This is a genomic window from Streptomyces sp. NPDC094448 (genome assembly GCF_044763775.1).
GTDB lineage: Bacteria > Actinomycetota > Actinomycetes > Streptomycetales > Streptomycetaceae > Streptomyces.
Map to the genome: position 1 here is coordinate 36,854 of NZ_JBIWGU010000007.1, position 21,824 is coordinate 58,677.

A 21,824-nucleotide genomic window follows, 5' to 3' on the forward strand; every position below is an offset into this window, starting at 1 on the left:
GCCCCCGGACGGGCCGGCCTGCGCGACCGGCACCACCGGCCGTCGTTGCCGGACCGGCCGGACCGGCGGCCGACCGTTGTGACCGGCCCTGCCGCACCCCGGCGCGGTCAGGCACTCGTGGGCCCGGTACGGATCCTCTCCGTACCGGGCCCACCGTCGTGACCAGCAGTAACAGGGCGGGACAGCGGGATATGACCGCGGCAAGGCGGAGGCGGCCGAATCCTTGTCGATCATGTGCTGTACGGCTCCGCGGCACCCCCGGAATCGCCGTTCCGGCCCGGCTGCCGGTTGGCCGGTAGAAGGCTTGTGCGTACGGGCCCGATGACCGGACCGGTCGGGGCGGGCCCCGGCCCCACGGAGTCCCCGCCCGTGCGCCACCACCGGGCGGCGGATCTCCGCGCGGGCGCACACCCCGGACCGCCGGGTACCGCTCAGCGGACTCGAACAGACCCGGCGCCCCCGCCTCGAACCCTTGATTCAGCCGCGTACCGGCCTCCACTCGCCCCGCCCGCAAGGTGCCCGAGCCGCCCGGAACCGGTCGAACGCCAGGTCAGCGAGGGGGGAATCACCTCCATCGGCGGACTCCGTCCCGGCCCCGGACACCCCGGCGGCGCCCCCGCGGCCCAACCCCCGCCCGGCCGGGCGCCAATGTCTCGCACTATGGCCGAAAACAGTCGCTCGATTGTCCACTGTGCAGGCCGGAGGGCCCTGGCCGATTCGCAACGTACACATCGCGCCAATCATTGACCTAGAGTCACGAGCCGTAAGCGGACAGGGATATGCTTCCGGACCGTCGTCCTATGATCATTCCCGTTCCGATGGTTTGAGGGTGCAGATGGTCCGACAGAAACCGTCGACCGGAAGTCCGCGGAGCGCAGCCGGCTTCGTCTGGCTTGTGCCCGTCGTCGTCACCGCCGCTGCCGCTGCGACCGCCGCGTCCCTGGTGTCCGTATCCGCACGTTCCGCCGTGATCTGGATCGGCGCCTGCGCGGTCGCCGCCGTCGGAGCCGCCGCGTATGCGGCCGTACGCCGGACCCGCGAGGTCCGCCGGCTGACCGCGCTGCTCGCGGAGCGGGAGGCGGTGATCGCCCGCAACCAGGAGGCCGCCGCACGGCTCGTCCGCGAACTGCTGCCCGATCTGCTGGCCCGGCTCCAGCGGGGCGAGTTCCCCGAGGACCTGATGCCGGGCATCGACCTTCCGCCGGAGTATCTGTCCGTCCTGACCGCCGTCGTCGACGCCGTCAGCGCCGAGGAGGACCTCCGCGAATCGGCCCAGCGCGCCTTCGTCAACATCGCCCGCCGGGTCCAGGCGATCATCCACCAGCAGGCCCAGGAGCTGCGGGAGATGGAGGACCGGCACGGCAACGACCCCGCGGTCTTCGGCGATCTGCTCCGGATCGACCACGCCACCGCGCTCGTCGGCCGGCTCGCGGACTCCATCGCCGTACTCGGCGGCGCGCGTCCCGGCCGCCAGTGGAGCCGGGCCGTACCGCTCTACAGCGTGCTCCGCGGGGCGATGTCGCGGATCCTCGACTACCAGCGCGTCGATCTCCACTCGGTCTCCGAGGTCGCCGTCGTCGGCCCCGCCGTCGAACCGCTCATCCACGCCCTCGCGGAGCTCCTGGACAACGCCACCCGCTACTCGCCGCCGCAGACCCGGGTCCATCTCACCGCCGTGGACGTCAACTCGGGCATCGCCGTCGAGATCGAGGACGGCGGCGTCTCCATGAGCGAGGAGGCCCGGCTGCGCGCCGAACGGATGCTGAAGGCCGCGCAGGAGGGCATCGACCTCAACGACCTCGGTGAGACCCCGCGTCTGGGCCTCGCGGTCGTCGGCCGTCTCTCCCAGGCGTACGGCTTCCAGGTGTCGCTGCGCTCCTCCGCGTACGGCGGTGTGCGCGCCGTACTGATCGTGCCCAAGAAGCTGATCACGAGCGCCAAGGCGGCCACGGGTCTGGCCCACGGCATCGGCATCGCGTCCGGTCCCCGGCCCCACCCCGCAGCGGCCGCCGTTTCCCCGGCCGTGGAGGCGGCGGAACGGGCGCGGCGGAACGGCGGAGGCCCGCGCAGGCCCACCGGCCCCACCGCCGCGCCGCCCGCCCCCTCGCTCCGGGCACCCTCGCTTCCGGCCGCCGTGCTTCCGCCCTCCGCCTACGACGACGAAGTGCCGGTGGTGACCGAACGTACGCCGAACGGCCTGCCCCAGCGGCGGCGGAAGGCCCCCGCCTACGACCTCGTCCCGGTCACGGCACCACCCGAGCCGCGGCGGCCCGAGCAGCCCCGGCAGGCCCAGCAGCCCGAAACCCCGGAGGAGGCGCCCCCCGTCCAGCCCGGAATCTGGCTCGCGGCGTTCCAGAGCGGCCTCGCCGGCGAAGACCCTCAGACGAACAAGGGGAGTACGCAGCCATGATGCAGCAGCAGTACCGGACCAACATGGACTGGATGCTCAAGGACCTGGCCGAGGGCGTACCGCAGACCAGGAACGTCGTCGTGCTCTCGGCGGACGGGCTGCGCATCGCCCAGCACGGCTCCGACCCCGACACGGCCGACCGGCTGGCCGCCGCCTGCGCGGGCCTCCAGAGCCTGGCGGGCGCGGTCGCCTCCGAACTCCCGGGCAGCGACGGCCGGATGCATCTCGTCGTCATCGAGATGAACGGCGGCTTCTTCTATCTGATGGCCGCCGGCGCGGGCGCCTTCCTCGCCGTCCTGGCCGAAGAGGGCGTCGACGCCGGGCTGATGGGCCAGCGGATGCGGGATCTGGTGCTGCGCATCGGGGAGCACCTGAGCGCACCGCCGCGACAGGATCGGCAGTCCGCGTGAGCCGACCGGGAGACTGGGAGGGCAGCAGTCCGGAGCGGCTCTACGTCATCACCGGCGGCCGCAACGGCTCACAGGTCCCGGCTCCGCTCGACCTGGTCACCCTGATCGTGGCCACCTCGGGCCCCCGGCACGGGATGCCGCCGGAACAGGCCGCCATCGTCCGGCTGTGCAGCTCGCCGCTCTCGGTGGCGGAGATCTCCGCGTATCTGAGCTTTCCGGTGAGCGTGGTGACCGTGCTGCTCGGCGATCTCCTCGTCGACGAACAGGTCGCCGCGCGGGCACCGGTCCAGCGTGCGCCCCTCCCCGACCGCGCTCTGATTGAGGCAGTGATTGATGGACTACAGCAGCTCTGACGACGCCGCGGCCACCGACGCCGGCGTCCGCGCGGGCACCGCGAGCGGGCCCGGTGCGGTGGTGGACCGGCCGACCGGACCCCGTACCGAGGACGTCCTCCCGGACACCACGACCGCCGCCGTGAAGATCGTCATCGTCGGCGGCTTCGGAGTCGGGAAGACGACCCTGGTCGGCGCGGTCAGCGAGATCAGGCCGCTGACCACCGAGGAGACCATGACCCAGGCCGGGGTCGGGGTCGACGACATCGAGGGCGTGGAGCGGAAGACCGCCACCACGGTGGCGATGGACTTCGGCCGGATCAGCATCAACGCCGAACTCGTCCTCTATCTCTTCGGCACCCCCGGCCAGCAGCGTTTCTGGTTCCTGTGGCGGGGCCTTTTCGAAGGGGCCCTGGGCGCGGTGGTCCTGGTCGACACCCGGCGGCTGGAGGTCAGCTTCGACGTGATCGGCCGCCTGGAGGAGCGCCGGGTGCCGTTCGTGGTGGCCGTGAACTCCTTTTCGGACGCCCCGGTCTACCCGGTCGAGGAGATCCGCACCGCCCTCGACCTCCCGGACTCGGTCCCGATCGTCGACTGCGACGCCCGGCTCCGCCGCTCGGGCCGCGATGTGCTGATGACGCTGATGCGCTATCTGCAACGGCTGGCGCTGGCGACGGAGTCGTCGGCGTCCTAGACGGTGACGTCGTCTCTACGGACGGCGGGGGCGGGCTCGCGGATACGGCCCACGGACGGTTCCGGGCCGGGCTCCGGGACCGGGCCGGAGGGCACCACGGTTGCCGGCACGGCGGTGGGACGCGGCTGCCACTGGCCCGCAAGCGTGGCAGCGAACGCCAGCGCCATGCCTGCGATCTGGAGGGCCGTCAGGGACTGGGACAGGGCGGCCCAGCCGACCACGGCCGCCGTGATCGGGGAGAGCGGGCCCAGCAGGGTCACCGAGGTGGCGGAGAGGCGGCCGATGCCGCGGAACCAGAGCCAGTAGGCCACCGCCGTGTTGACCAGGGCGAGATAGGCGTAACCCGCGATGTTGGTGCCGTCCAGGGCCGGCGGGGCGCCCTCCAGCGCGAAGGCGATCGGGGTGATCAGGAGTCCGCCCGCGGTGAGCTGCCAGCCCGTCATCACCAAGGGGCCCACGCCCTCGGGGCGGCCCCAGCGCTTGGTCAGTACCGTGCCCGCGGCCATGGAGGCCGACGAGGCGACCCCGGCGATGACGCCCACAGCGTCCAGCGCGGCACCCGCCTTCAGGACCACCATGCTCACCCCGAAGGCCGCGGCGATCGCCGCGAGCATCGCGCGCGTCGACGGCCTGTCCCCGAGCAGCAGGGCCGAGAGTCCGATCACGAACATCGGGCCGACGGAGCCGGTGACGGCGGCCACGCCGCCCGGGAGTCGGTAGGCGGCGAGGAAGAGCAGCGGGAAGAACGCCCCGATGTTGAGCGTGCCGAGGACCGTCGCCTTCCACCACCAGTCGCCCCGTGGTCGGACCCGGGTCAGCGCCAGGATCAGCAGTCCGGCGGGCAGCGCCCTCATCATGCCCGTGAACAGCGGGCGGTCGACCGGGAGGAACTCCGTGGTGACCGCGTAGGTGGAGCCCCAGGAGATCGGGGCGAGCGCGGTGAGGGCGATGACGGCGGCGCGGTTCACGGCGGGCCTTCCTCTGGTAGGGCGGGGGCGATCCCCCGAATACCTCAGCAGTGCCAGCAGTGCCTCGGCAGGAAGTAGCTTACTTGTAAGCTACTTAGATGCAAGAGGGTCTCTCGTAAGTCACTTACTTGCGATGGACTGACCTCCGGCCGATACTCCTTCCATGACCCTCCGCAGAACCGCCCCCGCCAAGGCCCCCGCCCCGCAGCGCGACGCCGTCGACGCGATCACCGAGCAGTGGGCCGCGGTCCGGCCCGATCTGCAGACGACGCCCATGGCCGTCTTCGGGCGGATCTACCGGATCGCGCGCACCATGGGCGACCGGATGGAGAAGGAGTACGGGCGGTTCGGGATCAGCCGGGGCGAGTTCGACGTGCTGGCGACCCTGCGCCGTTCGGGGATGCCGTACACCCTCTCGCCGCGCGAACTCTCGGCGACGCTGATGCTCACGACCGGCGGGATGACGGGCCGGCTCGACAAGCTGGAGAAGGCGGGGCTGCTGGCCCGCAGCCCCGATCCGAACGACCGGCGCGGGCTGCGGGTGAGCCTGACGGCCGAGGGCCTGGACATCGCCGACCAGGCAGTGGCGGCCGGGCTGGCGCTACAGCGCGAGGCGGTCGACGCGGCGCTGGACCCGGCGGAGGCGGAGCAGTTGGGGGCGCTCCTGCGCAAGCTCATGGCCGTTTAGCAGGCGGCTGCCCCCGGTGTGCAGGCACGACGAAGCAGCCCGGTGGCGGTCGGCCTCCGGGCTGCTTCGGTGAAGCATGAAGTTGTGGGCGGTCAGCCCCGCTGCCGCTTCGGCCGGTCCGTCGACTTGTCGAGGACCATCACCGCGGCCGTGATGGCCAGGAAGATCGCCAGCGGCGCGACCACGAACAGGCCCAGCGTCTCGACCACGCTCAGGCCGGAGCCCGGGTCGTCGCCGTCGTCACGGGTCAGCGCCAGCGCGGGCGACGACAGGAGCAGCATCATCAGCGTCGTACCGGTCACGACGGTGCCGGTGCGCAGAGCGTTCTTCTTGTCCACGGTGCCCAACGTAGCGAACCGCCCCCGGGGCCGCGCGCCCGGGGTGCCGTACGGGGCTCCGGCGCTCCCCCGCACGCCCTTCACCATGTGCGGGCGCAGCCTCCTCCGGCGGTCGCATGGGCGGTGGGCTCGCTGGTCAGCGGCGGGATGTCGACGAGCGGCGGCTCGCTGGTCAGCGGCGCGGGGCCGAACAGCGGGGGTTCGCTGGTGAGCGGCCCCGGGGCGGCCTCGGCACCCGGCACCGGCCCCAACCGTCCGGCGGAAGCAGCGGACGCGACAGGGCCGGCGGGCTCCGCGCACCCGGTGAGTGCGGAGAGCAGCAGGTGTGCGGCGGGCGCGGTCATCGACATCACTCCTCGGAAGGCGGTACGCGGTCCTCGGCGCGCCTACCCCGTGACGCCGCCACCATCCGTACCGACCTCACCATCCGTACCGACCTCGCCAACCTCACTGGCCGCCCGTCCGCCCCGTCCGCCCCCGGGGACCGGGCCGGCGAGGGCCCCTCGCGCCCCACAGGCCGCATAAGCCGCGGATCCCCCAGGCGCATTGACACTCCCGGGCGACGGGTGATGGGCTCGTTACCGTTCGGAGATCTTGGAGTGATCAATAGATCGCACCCCATGGTTCCGAAAGGAACGGAACCGGACCGAAATGAGCCGGGAATGGGCCGGAACGGTCCTGAGTGGGGAGGGAGTCGGCGTGCGGCTGACGCAGGGGAGGCGTCCCGGCAGGGGTACGGCAGCGGCGGTCGCCGTCGCGGTGATGGGCGGGCTCCTCGGCGGCGCCCAGACCGCGGTCGCCGCGCCCGGCCCGCCCGGCGCCGTTCCGCGTACCCCGGCAGGCCCGGAGAGCCGCAACGACGGCTCCGTACCGTCGGTATGGCCCCGGCCCCAGTCGCTGAAGCCACTGGGCCCGGCCGTGACCCTGGGTGCCGAGGCGACCGTGGTGACGGGCCCGGACACCGATCCGTACGCCGTGGAAGCGACCCATCGCCTGCTGCGCGACACGGGAGTCAGCACCCTCTATACGACGCTTCCCGGGCGGGGTCCCGTGGTGCATCTCGGCGGTCCCGGCGCCGTGGAGGCGCTGCGGGCCCTGGGCATGGCCGGTCAGGGCGATCTGCCGTCCGGCGGCTACCGGCTGGCGGCCGGTGCGCTCGGCGGCCGCGGCACGGTGGCCTTGGACGGCACCGGCCCGGACGGGCTCTTCCACGGGGTCCAGACCCTGCGGCAGCTGGTCCGGGGCGGTACAGCGGCGGACAGAGAAACAGGGGCGGCGGCGCGGACCGTACGGCCGTACGAAATCGCCGGCGTCGCCGTCCGCGACTGGCCCGGTACGGCCGTACGCGGAACGACCGAGGGCTTCTACGGCCGCCCCTGGAGCCATGAGCAGCGGCTGGCCCAGCTCGACTTCATGGGCCGCACCAAACAGAACCGCTATCTGTACGCCCCCGGGGACGACCCCTTCCGGCAGGCCCGCTGGCGCGACCCGTACCCGGCGGAACGGCGGACGGAGTTCCGGGAGCTGGCGGACCGGGCCCGGCGCAATCACACCGTCCTCGCCTGGGCGGTCTCGCCGGGGCAGCGGATGTGCCTGTCCGACCCGGCGGACGTCCGGGCGCTGAACCGGAAGATCGACGCGATGTGGGCGCTCGGAGTGCGTGCCTTCCAGCTCCAGTTCCAGGACGTCAGCTACAGCGAGTGGCACTGCGACGAGGACGCGGAGACCTTCGGCCGCGGCCCCGAGGCGGCGGCGCGCGCCCAGGCGAGGGTCGCGGGTGCGGTGGCCCGGCATCTGGCGGAGCGCCATCCCGGCGCCGAACCCCTGTCCGTGCTGCCGACGGAGTTCTACCGGGAGGGCGAGACCGCCTACCGGCGGGCGCTCGCCGCCGAACTGGACCCGCGCGTGCAGATCGCGTGGACCGGGGTCGGCGTCGTACCGCGGACGATCACCGGGCGGCAGGTCGCCGGGGCGCGCGAGGCGTTCGGGCACCCCCTGGTGACGATGGACAACTACCCCGTCAACGACTACGCGCAGAACCGTCTCTTCCTCGGCCCCTACACCGGCCGGGAGCCCGCGGTCGCGGCCGGTTCGGCCGCGCTGCTGGCCAATGCGATGGAGCAGGCGTCGGCGTCCCGCATTCCGCTGTTCACGGCCGCGGACTACGCCTGGAACCCCAGGGGATACCAGCCCGGCGCATCGTGGCGGGCGGCACTGGACGAACTGGCGGACGGCGACCGGCCGGCGCGCGAGGCGCTCGGGGTGCTCGCCGGGAACCACGCCTCGTCGGTCCTGGAGGACACCGAGTCGGGCTATCTCCGCCCGTACCTCGACGCCTTCCGTGACGCCCTGACCGCCGGTACGGCTCCGGCGGGCCTCGACCGGGCGGCGGCCGCGCTCCGGGCCCGGTTCACCGAGATGCGCCGGGCGCCGGAGGCGCTGGCGGACACCGCCGGCGGCAGGCTGGACGACGAGATACGGCCGTGGCTGGACCAGTTGGCGCGCTACGGGCAGGCCGGCGAACTGGCCGTCGACCTGCTCCGGGCCCAGGCCCGCGGCGACGGAACGGCGGCCTGGCAGGCGTCTCTGGCCCTGGAGCCGCTCCGTGCGGATCCCGCGAAGGGCCGGGCCGTCGTCGGCAAGGGTGTGCTGGAGCCGTTCCTCGACCGGGTGGCCGCGTCCGCGGCGGCCTGGACGGGGGTGTCCCGGAGTCCGCGCCCGGACGGCGAGGGCGTGGTCCGTCTGGAGCGGGCGCGGCCCGTGGCGTCGGTGACGGCGATGACGGTCCCCGGGGCGCCGGGGGCGGCCCCGGGCCGTCTGGAGGCGCTGGTTCCGGGCGAGGGCTGGCGTACGGTCGGCGTGCTCTCGCCGACCGGCTGGACCCAGTCGGCGGTGGGCGGGCTGCCGGTGGAGGCGCTGCGGGTGGCCGGGGGCGGACCGGGGACCGCGGTACGGGCCCTGGTGCCCTGGTACACGGACGAACCGGCGGCCGGGGTGGCCCTCGTCGAGCGGACGGCAGACGCAGAGATCGGCGGGGCGCCGGTCCGGGCGGGGCTGCGGCTGAGCCCGCTGCGGCCGCGGGACGTGACGGGCACCCTCACGGTGAAGGCGCCGCCCGGTATCGCGGTGAAGGCGCCCGCGCGGGTGACCGTCCCGCGCGGCCGGGCGCTGACCGTGCCGGTCGAGGTGACCGTTCCGGCGGGCGCGTCCTCGGGGCCGTACCCCGTCACGCTGTCCTTCGCCGGTACGGAGCAGACCCTGACGGTCCGCGCCTACCCGCGGAGCGGCGGCCCCGGCCTGCTGGCCGGTACGGGCGCCGTCGCGTCCTCGTCGGGCGACGAGACGCCCGCGTTCCCCGCCGCCGCCGCGGTCGACGGCGATCCCCGGACCCGCTGGTCGTCACGGTACGAGGACGGCGCATGGTGGCAGGCCGAGCTGCCGGAGGCCGTACGACTGGGCAAGGTCGTCCTGCACTGGCAGGACGCCTACGCCGCGGGCTACCGGATCCAGATCTCCGCCGACGGCCGGACATGGCGGACGGCGGCGACGGTCGGTGCGGGCCGCGGCGGCACCGAAACGGTCCGGATGGACGCGCCCGGCACCCGTTTCCTCCGTGTCCAGGGCGACCGGCGGGCGACCCGCTTCGGCTATTCGCTCTTCGCGGTCGAGGCGTACGCGGTGGCCGCGGACCAGGCCGAGAAGGCCGAGAAGGCCGAGGAGGCCGAGCGGGCCGAGGAGGCCGGGAGGACGGATACGGGGGAGCGGGGGCCGCGCCCCGGAGCAGGTCCCGGCACCGGCACGGAACCGGGTACAGAGCGGGCGGACGGGGCCCGCCCCTGAGATCGGAGCCGGACCGGCCGCAGCACGGCAGAGCCCCCGGGCCCGCGTGCCCGGGGAACGAAAAATGGCTCCGGTTCTCAGGCGGAAACGCCGTCGATCCGAGCCATCGCGTCCTCCGCGCCGTACGGTTGCAGATACGGCAGCCAGCGTGGATCCCGGTGCCCCGTACCGATGATCCGCCAGGCGAGCCCGCTCGGCGGGGCGGGCTGATGCGTCAGCCGCCAGCCCAGCTCGCGCAGGTGGCGGTCGGCCTTGACATGGTTGCAGCGACGGCACGCGGCGACGACGTTGTCCCAGACGTGCTTGCCACCGCGGCTTCGCGGGATGACGTGGTCGACGCTGGTTGCGACGCCACCGCAGTACATGCAGCGCCCGCCGTCGCGGGCGAAGAGAGCCTTGCGGGTCAGCGGAACGGGCCCCCGGTAGGGGACCCGTACGAACCGCTTCAGGCGGACGACGCTCGGTGCTGCGATCACACGGGTCGCGCTGTGCAGAAAGGCGCCGGACTCCTCCAGGCAGAGGGCCTTGTTCTCCAGGACGAGGACGAGCGCGCGGCGGAGCGGTACGACGCCGAGCGGCTCGTACGACGCGTTGAGGACCAGGACATGCGGCACGGTTGATGCCTCCTTGTACGCCGGCGACGCGTGGCTCGCGCCGGGACGATCTGCTTTTAGTTTCTCCTCAGTGCAGGTCGGTACGCCACTACGTAGCGGTAACGGGCTCGAAGTGTTTTCAACCACACCACCAGCCCCACCGGCGCGGCGGATGGATGTTCCCGGCGCCGTTCCGGCTGCGATTCCGGGGCCGCCGGGTGAGTCTGGTCTCTCCCGCCGCGCAGGGAGGGGGTCGGCCCGGATGCCGCCGTTAGGGTGGTTGATCTGCTGTACGCCATGCCTGGAGGTTCCCCCCGTGACCGGCTTCTGGTCGTCGATCGCCCTCGCCGTGCCCCGCTCGGCGGGGACACCGTCACCGTCCGAGCCGCCTTCCGACGCCCCCGTCACCTTCGACGAGGCGGCCGAGAAGGCCGGGAACGCGGCCGGCTGGGTGGAGGAGAACTGGTCCACCTGGCTGAACACCGGACTGCGGATCGTGCTGATCCTGGTGGTCGCGCTGGTGCTGCGGATGCTGGTGCGCCGGGCGCTGACCAAGCTGATAGAGCGGATGAACCGTTCCGCCCAGGCCGTGGAGGGCACCGCACTCGGCGGGCTCCTGGTCAACGCGGAGCGGCGGCGGCAGCGGTCGGAGGCCATCGGCTCCGTCCTGCGTTCGATCTCGTCGTTCCTGATCCTGGGCACGGCCGGACTGATGATCCTCGGCGCCTTCAAGATCAACCTGGCGCCGTTGCTGGCCTCCGCCGGAGTCGCGGGCGTGGCGATCGGCTTCGGCGCGCGCAATCTGGTGACCGACTTCCTCTCCGGCGTCTTCATGATCATGGAGGATCAGTACGGCGTCGGGGACACCGTCGACGCGGGCGTGGCGACCGGCGAGGTCGTCGAGGTCGGTCTGCGGGTGACCAAGCTGCGCGGCGACGACGGCGAGATCTGGTACGTCCGCAACGGGGAGATCAAGCGGATCGGCAACCTCAGCCAGGGCTGGGCGACCGCCACGGTCGATGTCACGGTCCGGCCGACCGAGGACATGGACCGGGTCCGTTCGGTGATCGGCGGGGTCGCGGACGAGCTGGCGAAGTCCGAGCCGTGGAACGAGCAGCTGTGGGGGCCGGTGGAGACGCTCGGTCTGACCGAGGTGCTGCTGGACTCCATGACGATCCGGGTCGCGGGCCGGACCATGCCCGGCAAGGCCCTGTCGGTGGAGCGCGAGCTGCGCTGGCGCATCAAGCGGGCCTTCGACGCGGCGGGCATCCGGATCGTCGGCGGGATCCCGATGGCGGAGACCGAGGGCGCCGCGGCCGATCCCTCGGCGTCGATGGCGGCGCCGTCCGCGCTGGCGAGCCCGACCTCCCCGCAGTCGCTGGCCGCGGCGCCGATACCGCCGGCTCCCCCGAACCTCCAGAAGTAAACGGACGGCAGAGGCAGTACGTACGGGCCGTACGAGCGGGACAGCAGGGGCGGACTCCTCCGGGGGGCCGCCCCTGTCGCAGGTCCGGCGCGGACGGTGCCGCCGCCCCCTTGCCGCCGTCCCGCACCCCGCGACCGGGCCGCCCCGTCTGCGTACACACCATTGACGCCCGCCCCGGTCCGTCATACCTTCGACCGCGATTAGGAAAGTTTCCTAACAGTCGTCCGGGTTGCGTTATGCCGACAAGTCGTGACGATTGCCGTCGCCGAAGGGCAGGTATGCCGCTGTGACCGGAACGGCCTCAGGCGTCCCCGGCACCCCGGGCACCCCACGGGTCCTGCGCGCCATGAACGACCGCGCCGCGCTCGGGCTGCTCCTGGAGCACGGCCCCCTGTCCCGGAGCAGGATCGGCAAGCTGACGGGGCTGTCCAAGCCCACGGCGTCGCAGTTGCTGGTACGTCTCGAAGCGGCGGGGCTCGTCGTCGCCACCGGCACCACCGCGGGCCGCCCCGGCCCCGGGGCACAGCTCTACACGGTCAATCCGCGCGCCGGATTCGCCGCCGGGCTCGATGTCTCCCCGCGGCGTATCCGGGCCGCCGTCGCCGACCTCACCGGCACGGTCGTCGGCGAGTACGAGCTGGCGACCGGCCGCGTCCGGGCGGCCGGGGCCGTACAGCAGGTCACGGAAGCCCTCGACGCCGCCGCCGGGGCCGCCGGGCTGACCCGCTCCGATGTCCACCGGCTCGTCATCGGCACCCCGGGCGCCTTCGACCCGTCCACCGGGCAGCTGCGGTACGCCTCCCATCTGCCCGGCTGGCACTCCACGACCCTCCTCGACGAACTGGCCGCCGCGCTGCCGATGCCCTTCGAGCTGGAGAACGACGTCAATCTCGTCGCGGTCGCCGAACAGCGGCTGGGCGCGGCCCGGGGCCACGACGACTTCGTCCTGCTGTGGAACGAGGAGGGCCTCGGCGGCGCCCTGGTCATCGGCGGGAGGCTGCACCGGGGATTCACCGGCGGCGCGGGAGAGGTCGGCTTCCTCCCGGTTCCCGGCACGCCCCTGATCCGGCAGGTCACCCGGGCCAACAGCGGCGGTTTCCAGGAGCTGGCCGGTGCCCAGGAGCTGCCGAAACTGGCGCGCAAGCTCGGTGTCCCGCCCGTCGGCGGCGGCCACTACACCGAGGTCGCCCCCCAGTTGGTGGCACGCGCGGGCGCGGCGGAGGACGGCCCCTACCGCGCCCTGCTGGAGACCTACGCCACCGCCCTGGCCACCGGTCTCGCCTCCGTCGTCGCCGTCCTCGACCCCGAGCTGGTCGTCCTGGCCGGCGAAGCCATCACCGCAGGCGGCGAACCGCTGCGCGCCCGGGTCCAGGCGGAGCTGACCGAACTGGCCGCGCCCCGGCCGAAGCTGGTCATGACCGCCGTACCCGAACGGCCCGTGCTGCGCGGGGCGCTGGAGAGCGCGCTGGCGGCCACCCGCGACGACGTCTTCGACACCTCGGCCCGCTGACGCCCGCCAAAGCCCACCGAAGCCCCACCGAACCCGTCCGCCCGATCCGGCCCATCCCCATCCCCGTCTCCGTACCCTCTCCCCCTCTCCCCACGGACAGCCCGACCCCCCTTGTTCAGGCCGACCGCCCCAAGGAGACACCGCCATGTTCCGTACGGACAAAACCACCAGCCACTCCCTCCACAGCTCTCGCGGCAGGGGTACCGCCCTCCTCGCCCTGGCCGCGGCCCTGGCCCTGCTCACCGCGGGCTGTACCGGATCGAACGACTCCGCGGCGGATGACGACCCCCGGGCGAAGGCCGCCCTCACCCTCTGGCACGGCTGGTCGGCACCCGCCGAGGTCAAGGCCATCGAGGACCATGTGAAGCGCTTCGAGGACAGACACCCCAACATCACGGTGAAGACCGTCAAGAACATGACGGACGCGAAGATCCAGCAGGCGCTGCGGGCGGGCGGCTCCCAGGCGCCGGATGTGATCGCGTCCTTCACCACCGACAGCGTCGGGAAGTTCTGCGACACGGGCGCCCTCGTCGACCTCGGTCCATTTCTGAAGAAGGCGGGAATCGATGCGGCGAAGGTGTTCCACCAGCCGCTCCTCGACTACACCCGGTTCGACGGCAACCAGTGCGCCCTGCCGCTGCTCAACGACGCCTACGGCCTCTACTACAACAAGGACGCGTTCAGGAAGGCCGGGATCACCGCGCCGCCGAAGACCTGGAGCGAGTTCGAGCAGATAGCGAAGAAACTGACCCGGCACCGCGGCGACGGCTACGAGCAGCTCGGTTTTATGCCGAACTACCACGGTTACGAGACCACGTCGATGCACTACGCCGCCCAGTGGTCCCCGACCTACTTCGACGCCGACGGGAAGTCGAACGTCGCCAAGGACCCCGCCTTCACGAAGATGATGACCTTCCAGAAGCGGCTGGTGGACTCCCTCGGCGGATTCGCGAAACTGGAGAAGTACCGCAATACCTTCGGTGACGAATGGGGTGCCGAACACCCCTTCCACACCGGGCGCGTCGCCATGCAGCTCGACGGCGAATGGCGGCTCGGCATGGCCGAGGACGCCGGTGTCGACTTCGAGATCGGTACGGCTCCGCTGCCGGTCGCCGACGAACTGGCCGCCGACTACGGAATGGGCTACCTCTCCGGCACGATCATGGGCATCGCAGCCACCAGCAAAAAGCAGAACGCGGCCTGGGAACTGGTGAAGTACATGACCACGGACACCGCCGCGGTGGTCGCCTTCGCCAACGGGATCCGCAATATCCCCTCCACCGTCGAGGCCCTGGAATCCCCCGGCCTCCGCTTCGACCCGAGGTTCAGGACGTTCATCGACATAGCGAAGCACCCGAAGTCGAACACCACGCCCGCGCAGGTCGACGGCGGCGCCTACCAGGTCACCCTCCAGGACCTCGGCTACCGCTACGAATCCGGGAAGGTGAAGGATCTGCGGGCCGGTCTGGCGGAGACGGCCCGGCAGATCGACGCCGATATCGAGAAGCAGAAGTAGCGGCGGACCGGGCCCGGATGACCACCTGCACCCTGCGTTCGAAGCGCCGTAGATCGGCGCTCCGCACTGTCGCCTTCCTGTCGCCCTGGCTGATCGGCTTCGGGCTGTTCTTCGCCTATCCGCTGGTCTCGACCGTCTACTTCTCCTTTATGAAGTACGACGGATTCCGCCCGCCCGTCCCCAACGGAGTGGAGAACTGGACCTACGTTTTCACCGAATACCGGCTGTTCTGGCCCGCGCTGCGGAATACGCTCTGGCTGGTCGTCGTCATGGTCGGCTGCCGGGTGGTGTTCGGGCTGGGCGTCGGACTGCTGGTGATCCGGATCAAAAGCGGCGGCGGAGTCTTCCGTACCCTCTTCTATCTTCCCCATCTCGCCCCGCCCGTCGCCGCGACGCTGGCGTTCGTCTTTCTGCTCAACCCCGGTACGGGTCCGGTGAATTCCGTCCTGGAATCCCTGGGCCTGCCCGCCCCCGGCTGGTTCACCGACCCCGACTGGTCCCGGCCCGCGCTCACCGCGCTGGCGCTCTGGGGCATCGGCGATCTGATGGTGATCTTCATGGCGGCGCTGCTGGACGTACCCAAGGAGCAGTACGAGGCGGCCGAACTGGACGGCGCCTCGGCCTTCGGCAGGTTCCGTCATATCACCCTGCCGCATATCTCCCCGATCGTGCTGTTCGCCGTGGTCACCGGGGTCATCCAGACGATGCAGTACTACACGCAGCCGCTGGTGGCCGGGAAGGTCGCGTCCGGGATCATCGGCGGCAGCGGGCAGCAGTTCGAGCCCGGCTATCCCGAGAAGTCCACGCTCACCCTCCCCCAGCTCGTCTACGACATCGGCTTCCAGCGGTTCGACTACGGTTCGGCCGCCGTCGTCGCGCTCGTCCTGTTCGCACTGTCGATGCTTTTCACTGTGGTGCTGATGCGCCGCAGCAGCGGACTGATCGGGCCGGGTGACTGAGATGGCAGCCACTCACCGGGGCGGACAAGCTACAACAGCCGCCCGCGCGGCCCGCCGCCGTGCCGTGCTCCACTGGATAGGCGTCCACGCGCTCGCCGTCGCCGCCGCGCTCTTCTTCGTCCTGCCGTTCGTCTTCGTCCTGCTGACCTCGCTGATGAGCGACCAGCAGGCACTGACCCGGGACCTGGTCCCGCGCACCTGGCAGTGGGAGAACTACACCCGGGTCCTCGACACGCCCGGCTTCCTCACCTGGTGGCGCAACACCCTGCTCTACGCCGGGCTGGGCACCGTACTGACCGTGGTGTCGTCGATCCCGGTCGCCTACGCACTGGCCAAGTTCCGGTTCCGCGGGCGGCGGCTCGCGATGATGCTGGTGATCTCCATGATGATGCTGCCGCCACAGGTGATCATCATTCCGATGTATCTGTTCTGGGCGAAGGAGATGGATCTGGCGGGCACTCTGTGGCCGCTGATCGTCCCGATGGCGTTCGGTGACGCCTTCTCCGTCTTCCTGCTGCGGCAGTTCCTGCTGACCGTCCCCGACGAGTATCTGGACGCGGCACGGGTCGACGGCTGCGGCGAGGTGCGGACCCTGCTCAGGGTGGTCCTGCCGATGGCGAAGCCCGGTATCGCGGCCGTAGCGCTGTTCCAGTTCTTCTACGCCTGGAACGACTACTTCGGCCCCCAGATCTACGCCTCCGAGAACCCGGCCGCCTGGACTCTCAGCTACGGCCTCGAATCGTTCAAGGGCGCACACCATACCGACTGGAATCTGACCATGGCCGCAACCGTGCTGGTCATGGCACCCGTGATCCTCGTCTTCTTCTTCGCCCAGCGGGCGTTCGTCGAGGGAGTCACACTGACCGGAGTGAAGGGCTAGGAAACGTATGAAACTGGCAGTCGTGGGTGGCGGATCCACCTACACACCGGAGCTGATCGACGGATTCGCCCGGCTGCGGGACACCCTCCCGATCAGCGAACTGGTCCTCGTCGACCCGGCGGCGGACCGTCTGGAGCTGGTGGGCGGACTGGCCCGGCGGATCTTCGCCAAGCAGGGGCACAGCGGGCGGATCACCACCACCGCGGATCTGGACGCGGGCGTCGAAGGCGCCGACGCCGTACTGCTCCAGCTGCGGATCGGCGGACAGGAGGCCCGGCTCCGGGACGAGACCTGGCCGCTGGAGTGCGGCTGCGTCGGCCAGGAGACCACGGGCGCGGGCGGACTGGCGAAGGCACTGCGCACCGTGCCCGTCGTCCTCGATATCGCGGAGCGGGTCCGCCGGACCAATCCGGACGCGTGGATCATCGACTTCACCAACCCCGTGGGGATCGTCACCCGGGCGCTGCTGACGGCCGGGCACAAGGCCGTCGGACTCTGCAACGTCGCCATCGGATTCCAGCGCAAGTTCGCGAAACTGCTGGATGTAACGCCCTCCGAGGTCCATCTCGACCATATCGGGCTCAACCATCTGACCTGGGAGACCGGGGTCCGGATCGGCGGTCCCGACGGCGAGGACCGGCTGCCGGAGCTGATCGCCGCCCACGGCGAGGCGATTGCCGGTGATCTGCGGCTGCCGCGGGCGCTGCTGGACCGGCTCGGCACGGTCCCCTCGTACTATCTGCGCTACTTCTACGCCCACGACGAGGTCGTCGAGGAGCTGCGGACCAAGCCGTCCCGGGCCGCCGAGGTCGCCGAGATGGAACGGCAGCTGCTGACGATGTACGGGGATCCGTCGCTGGACACCAAGCCGGAACTGCTCTCCAAGCGCGGCGGCGCCTACTACTCGGAGGCGGCGGTCGATCTGGCCGCCGCGCTGCTGGGCGGCGCGGGCAGCCCGTACCAGGTCGTCAACACCACCAACAACGGGACGCTGCCGTTCCTGCCGGACGACGCGGTCGTCGAGGTACAGGCAGCCGTCGGGGCCAAGGGGGCCGCGCCACTGCCGGTGCCGCGGATCGATCCGCTGTACGCGGGTCTGATCGCGAATGTGACGGCGTACGAGGACCTCGCGCTGGACGCGGCGCTGCGCGGTGGCCGGGAGCGGGTGTTCCGGGCCCTGCTCGCGCATCCGCTGATCGGCCAGTACACCTACGCCGAGCAGCTCACCGACAAGCTGATCGCGCACAACCGGGAGCATCTGGCGTGGGCGTGACCGCAGCGGTCCTCGCGATCGACGCGGGGAACAGCAAGACCGACGCCGTCTTCGTGGGAGCGGACGGTTCGGTGCTCGGATCGGCCCGGGCGGCGGTGGGCTTCCAGCCGCCGAAGGTCGGCGTCGCCGCAGCTGTGGAGGCCCTGGCGGGCACCGTGGCGGCGGCGCGGGAGGCGGCGGCCACCGCGGGCCGGCCCGTCGACCGGGTCGAGCAGGTCTCGGCGTGTCTCGCCAACGCCGATCTGCCGGTGGAGGAAGCGGAGCTGACGGCCGCGCTGCACGCCCGGGGCTGGGGGCGCACCACGGTGGTGCGCAACGATACGTTCGCGCTGCTGCGGGCCGCGGTGGACGAGCCGCGGGGCGTCGCCGTCGTCTGCGGCGCGGGCATCAACTGCGTCGGCATGCTCCCGGACGGGCGGACCGCCCGCTTCCCCGCCATCGGCAAGATCTCCGGCGACTGGGGCGGGGGGCTCGGTCTCGCCGAGGAGTCCCTGTGGAACGCCGCGCGCGCGGAGGACGGCAGGGGCATGTTTACGGCGCTGGCCAGGACGCTGCCGGAGCACTTCGGGCTCGGCTCGATGGCGGCGCTGATCGAAGCGCTGCACCGGCGGACGATTCCGTACGCTCGGGTGCACGAGCTGACCCCGGTCCTCTTCGCGACCAGTGCGCAGGGGGACCCGGTGGCCATGGGGCTGGTCCAGCGGCTCGCGGACGAGGTGGTCACGATGGCCGCGGTGACGCTGGAGCGGCTGGGGCTGCTGGACGACGAGGTGCCGGTGGTGCTGGGCGGGAGTGTGCTCGCGGCCCGGCATCCCGAACTGGAGGCCCGGATCGCCGAATCGCTGGCGGTGAGGGCGCCGAAGGCGGGGCTGCGCTGGCTTACGGCGCCGCCGGTGCTGGGGGCGGTCCTGCTGGGGCTGGACGGGGTGGGGGCGCCGCCGGAGGCGGGGGCGCGGATCCGCGGGCATTACGGGGTGTGAGGAGCGCGCCGGGGTCCCGGGAGCTTCCGGGACCCCTCGCGTCGTTCCTCGTCGTCCGGGGTGGTGACAGGGCTGCGGCCGCCGGGTGGGGAGTGCGGGGTTGAAACACCGTTGGCGTGGTGTCGCCATTTCCCGCGCCGGGGCCGGGGAGAGGGAACCGGGGGCCGACCGTGTGCGTATACACGATGAGATACGGCGCGGGGGGGGGCGGCCGGCGGGCCGTCCGGCCCGCGAGTACGTCCGGTGAGAAAAGCGGCCGGTCGAGAATGCGGCCGGTGAGAAAAGCGGCCGGTCGAGGATGCGCCCGGTTGGGAGGGAAGGCCCGGGAGCGGCTCCGGTGGGCTGGAAGGCCGGGAGCGGCTCCGGTGCAAGATCGAGTCAAGGCTGCTGTGCGCAGCGGCCATCGCCGCCATACTTCTCGCCATGGGGGTCGGCCCCACCCGCCGGGGGGGGGGCGGGACGCCGTCGGCGACCGAGGGGGAGGTCACGTGACACACCCGCCGAACGTGCGCACCGCGCACCCGTCGGCTCCCGCGCCCGGATCCGGACCTGCCGGATCCGTCGGATCCGTTCCATCGGGCCCGGTGCCGGATTCCCGGCCGGGCCCCGACGGCGGGCTGGTCACGGGACCGGTGGGCGCCGCGGAGGCGATGGCGCGGCTGCGCGCGGCGGCGACGACCGAGCCGGGGAAGCTGCGGATCGTCGGCGCGGTGCTGGCCGCCCTGGTGATCGCCTTCGGAGCGGTCACCGCGGTGGAGGTGTCCGACCGGGCTGCCGCGGCCGGCGACGTGGTCAGCCGCAGTCAGCCGCTGAGCGCCGACGCCGCCCTGGTCTACCGTTCTCTCGCCGATGCCGACACCGCCGCGTCCAGCGGCTTCCTCGCGGGCGCCGCCGCGGAGCCGCGTGCCGTCCGGGTGCGGTACGAGAAGGACATCGCCCTCGCGTCCCGGCTGCTGGTCAAGGCCGCCACGCACACGGAAGCCGGCAGCGAGTCGGGCCGCCAGATCCGCAGGCTCAACGAACAGCTCCCGGTCTATACGGGCTATGTGGAGACCGCCCGGGCCTACAACCGCCAGGGGAAGCCGCTGGGCGGCGCCTATCTGCGCTTCGCCAACGAGCGGATGACGAAGGTCCTGCTCCCCGCCGCCCAGAAGTTGTACGACGCGGAGACGGCGCGGCTGGACCGCGACGACGAGGACGCCACCGCCTGGCCGCTGTTCGCCCTCCTCGCCGGGGTCGTCGCGCTCGGCGCCCTCGGGGTGGCCCAGCGGCGCAACTACCTCCGTACGAACCGGGTCTTCAGCCAGGGGCTGCTGGCCGCCACGGCCGCGTCCACGGTTCTGCTGCTGTGGCTCGTCGCCGCGCACACGGTGGCCTCGTCGCAGCTCGGCGAGGCGCGTACCAGCGGGCAGAACTCCCTGCGGGCGCTCAACGAGGCGCGGATCAGTTCGCTGAAGGCCCGCGCCAACGAGAACCTCGTCCTGGTCGCCCGGGGCGCGGTCCTCACCGACGACGGCAAGAACGACAAGTACGAGACGGAGTACCGGGAGAACATGGGCGGTCTGGCCGACGCGCTCGGGCGGGCCCACCGGCTGGCCGACGACGCCCGGGGCAGCGCCCCGCTGGACGCGGCCGCCAAGAGCCTCGACACCTGGCAGAGCCGGCACGAGCAGGCCGGCCGGACCGACCGGGCCGGTGACTACGAGGGCGCGCTGAAGAAGGTCATCGGCGCCGAGGAGTCGACGGGCGAGTCGTTCGACGAGGTGGACGCCGCGCTGGACCGGGCCCTGGCGCACGAGCAGCGGGAGTTCACCCGGGCCGCGGAGAACGGCCGGGGCGCCTTCGGACTGCTGCCCGTGGGCGCTGCCGCACTCGGGGTGCTGGCCGCGCTCGGCGCGGTCCTCGGGATCAACCGCAGACTGTCGGAGTACCGGTGAGAGGGGGCGTGATGAACGATTCCGGCGGGGACGGGACCGCTGCCACGGTGCGGCGTCCCACCGCCCGGGGCTGGGGCGGGGTGGCCGCGATGGCCGCCGTCTGTGCCCTGGTTGCCGGGGTGCTGATCCCGCTGTCCCGGGACGCGGGGAGCGCGATCGCCGCTCCGGACACGGCGGATCCGGCGGGCGGGGTGACCCGGGTGGCCCCGGCCACCGCCGAGCCGTGCGAGTCCCCCGAGGCCTCGCTGCCGCCGTCCGCCGCCGACGGCCCGACCATCGACGCCATCAAGAAGCGCGGCCATCTGATCGTCGGCGTCGACCAGAACAGCTACCGCTGGGGCTACCGCGATCCGGAGACCGGGGCCATCACGGGCTTCGACATCGACCTGGCGCGGGCGATCGCGGTGAACATCTTCGGCAGCAGGAAGAACGCCGTGGTCTTCCGGGCCATCCCCACCAACCAGCGGATACCCGCCCTGAACAACGGCACGGTGGACATCGTGGTCCGCACGATGACCATCAATTGCGCCCGGATCCGGCAGGTCGCCTTCTCCACCGCCTACTTCCAGGCCGGGCAGCAGATCCTCGCCTCCAAGAACTCCCCCATCACCGGGTACAACGCCAGCCTCAAGGGCAAGCGGGTCTGCTCGGCGGAGGGGTCCACGGCCTATGAGGCGCTGGAGAAGAACGCATACGGCGCGGTCTTCAAGGACCCGGGCGACGGCCGCCCGGACGACGAGGACATCCTGACCGTCCCCAATCAGCTCGACTGTCTCGTCCGGCTCCAGCAGGGGCTCGTCGACGCGGTCCTCACGGACAACGCCCTCGCCGCCGGCCAGGCCGCCCAGGACCCGGCGGTGGCGCTGAAGGGCGGCAGACCGTTCACCACCGAGTACTACGGCGTGGCCACCAAGCTCGGCAAGGACGATCTGGTGCGCCGGATCAACCACGTACTGGAGGAGTACCGCAAGGGGGAATGGGCCCTCGCCTACCAGAAGTGGCTGAAGGCCGATCTGCCCGAGATATCCGGGCCGCCCGCTCCCAAGTACCGCACCGGCTGACCCCGGCAG

The 21,824-nt window shown here is 72.0% G+C and carries 19 protein-coding genes; 15 read left to right on the forward strand and 4 right to left on the reverse strand.

Going from position 1 to position 21,824, the window contains the following annotated elements:
• Positions 1–835: 835 nt before the first annotated feature.
• From ACIQ9E_RS14990 to ACIQ9E_RS15005, 4 genes are read left to right on the forward strand one after another with little or no spacing between them, the layout of a single operon-like run.
• Positions 836–2,410: a sensor histidine kinase gene (locus ACIQ9E_RS14990; RefSeq protein ID WP_403707394.1), complete on the forward strand. Its 1,575-nt coding sequence runs from the start codon at positions 836–838 to the stop codon at positions 2,408–2,410.
• A complete protein-coding gene (locus tag ACIQ9E_RS14995) occupies positions 2,407–2,820 on the forward strand; it encodes a roadblock/LC7 domain-containing protein (protein ID WP_040916308.1) in 414 nt (137 codons plus the stop codon). Before ACIQ9E_RS14990 ends, ACIQ9E_RS14995 begins: the two co-directional genes overlap by 4 nt.
• Positions 2,817–3,173 carry a DUF742 domain-containing protein gene (locus ACIQ9E_RS15000; RefSeq protein ID WP_403706905.1) on the forward strand — a complete coding sequence of 119 codons (357 nt, stop codon included), beginning with the start codon at positions 2,817–2,819 and terminating at the stop codon, positions 3,171–3,173. Before ACIQ9E_RS14995 ends, ACIQ9E_RS15000 begins: the two co-directional genes overlap by 4 nt.
• Positions 3,154–3,846, forward strand: a complete 693-nt coding sequence (locus ACIQ9E_RS15005) for a GTP-binding protein (protein ID WP_403706907.1) — start codon at positions 3,154–3,156, stop codon at positions 3,844–3,846. The genes ACIQ9E_RS15000 and ACIQ9E_RS15005 overlap by 20 nt, the downstream gene beginning before the upstream one ends.
• On the opposite strand, the gene ACIQ9E_RS15010 is transcribed toward ACIQ9E_RS15005, so the two are convergent.
• Positions 3,843–4,814, reverse strand: a complete 972-nt coding sequence (locus tag ACIQ9E_RS15010; protein WP_403706909.1) for an EamA family transporter — start codon at positions 4,812–4,814, stop codon at positions 3,843–3,845. The two genes, ACIQ9E_RS15005 and ACIQ9E_RS15010, sit on opposite strands and share 4 nt — an antisense overlap.
• Positions 4,815–4,977: 163 nt before the next feature.
• On the opposite strand from ACIQ9E_RS15010, the gene ACIQ9E_RS15015 reads away from it, so the two are divergent.
• Positions 4,978–5,502, forward strand: a complete 525-nt coding sequence (locus tag ACIQ9E_RS15015; RefSeq protein WP_403706911.1) for a MarR family winged helix-turn-helix transcriptional regulator — start codon at positions 4,978–4,980, stop codon at positions 5,500–5,502.
• Between the two features lie 92 nt (positions 5,503–5,594).
• On the opposite strand, the gene ACIQ9E_RS15020 is transcribed toward ACIQ9E_RS15015, so the two are convergent.
• Complete coding sequence (locus ACIQ9E_RS15020) at positions 5,595–5,840, reverse strand: hypothetical protein (RefSeq protein ID WP_006349274.1); 246 nt, start codon at positions 5,838–5,840, stop codon at positions 5,595–5,597.
• An 80-nt stretch (positions 5,841–5,920) separates the two neighbouring features.
• On the reverse strand, positions 5,921–6,184 hold the full coding sequence (locus ACIQ9E_RS15025; protein WP_403706913.1) for a hypothetical protein: 264 nt from the start codon (positions 6,182–6,184) through the stop codon (positions 5,921–5,923).
• A gap of 418 nt (positions 6,185–6,602) precedes the next feature.
• Here ACIQ9E_RS15025 and ACIQ9E_RS15030 point away from each other — a divergent pair, with 418 nt between their 5' ends.
• A complete protein-coding gene (locus ACIQ9E_RS15030) occupies positions 6,603–9,680 on the forward strand; it encodes a beta-N-acetylglucosaminidase domain-containing protein (RefSeq protein WP_403707396.1) in 3,078 nt (1,025 codons plus the stop codon).
• Positions 9,681–9,757: 77 nt separating this feature from the next.
• Here the strand turns inward: ACIQ9E_RS15030 and ACIQ9E_RS15035 are convergent, their stop codons facing one another.
• Positions 9,758–10,294, reverse strand: coding sequence for an HNH endonuclease (locus ACIQ9E_RS15035; RefSeq protein WP_006349270.1), 537 nt, complete (start codon positions 10,292–10,294; stop codon positions 9,758–9,760).
• Between the two features lie 295 nt (positions 10,295–10,589).
• Between ACIQ9E_RS15035 and ACIQ9E_RS15040 the strand changes: the two genes are divergently transcribed.
• From ACIQ9E_RS15040 to ACIQ9E_RS15080, 9 genes are all read left to right on the forward strand, one after another.
• Complete coding sequence (locus ACIQ9E_RS15040; protein ID WP_403706915.1) at positions 10,590–11,699, forward strand: mechanosensitive ion channel family protein; 1,110 nt, start codon at positions 10,590–10,592, stop codon at positions 11,697–11,699.
• Positions 11,700–12,045: 346 nt separating this feature from the next.
• On the forward strand, positions 12,046–13,209 hold the full coding sequence (locus ACIQ9E_RS15045) for an ROK family protein (RefSeq protein WP_403706917.1): 1,164 nt from the start codon (positions 12,046–12,048) through the stop codon (positions 13,207–13,209).
• A gap of 145 nt (positions 13,210–13,354) precedes the next feature.
• Entirely contained in the window at positions 13,355–14,725 is a 1,371-nt protein-coding gene (locus ACIQ9E_RS15050) for an ABC transporter substrate-binding protein (protein ID WP_403706919.1), read from the forward strand.
• A gap of 17 nt (positions 14,726–14,742) precedes the next feature.
• Complete coding sequence (locus ACIQ9E_RS15055; RefSeq protein WP_403706921.1) at positions 14,743–15,684, forward strand: carbohydrate ABC transporter permease; 942 nt, start codon at positions 14,743–14,745, stop codon at positions 15,682–15,684.
• A gap of 1 nt (position 15,685) precedes the next feature.
• Positions 15,686–16,564 (forward strand): carbohydrate ABC transporter permease, encoded by an 879-nt coding sequence (locus ACIQ9E_RS15060; protein WP_403706923.1) that lies wholly within the window; start codon positions 15,686–15,688, stop codon positions 16,562–16,564.
• 7 nt (positions 16,565–16,571) lie between these two features.
• Positions 16,572–17,837, forward strand: a complete 1,266-nt coding sequence (locus ACIQ9E_RS15065; RefSeq protein ID WP_403706925.1) for a 6-phospho-beta-glucosidase — start codon at positions 16,572–16,574, stop codon at positions 17,835–17,837.
• Positions 17,828–18,817 (forward strand): N-acetylglucosamine kinase, encoded by a 990-nt coding sequence (locus ACIQ9E_RS15070; protein ID WP_403706927.1) that lies wholly within the window; start codon positions 17,828–17,830, stop codon positions 18,815–18,817. Before ACIQ9E_RS15065 ends, ACIQ9E_RS15070 begins: the two co-directional genes overlap by 10 nt.
• A gap of 488 nt (positions 18,818–19,305) precedes the next feature.
• The gene (locus ACIQ9E_RS15075; RefSeq protein ID WP_403706929.1) at positions 19,306–20,754 is read left to right on the forward strand and encodes a hypothetical protein; all 1,449 of its coding nucleotides are present in this window, start codon (positions 19,306–19,308) and stop codon (positions 20,752–20,754) included.
• 11 nt (positions 20,755–20,765) lie between these two features.
• Complete coding sequence (locus ACIQ9E_RS15080; RefSeq protein WP_403706931.1) at positions 20,766–21,815, forward strand: glutamate ABC transporter substrate-binding protein; 1,050 nt, start codon at positions 20,766–20,768, stop codon at positions 21,813–21,815.
• Positions 21,816–21,824: the final 9 nt, after the last annotated feature.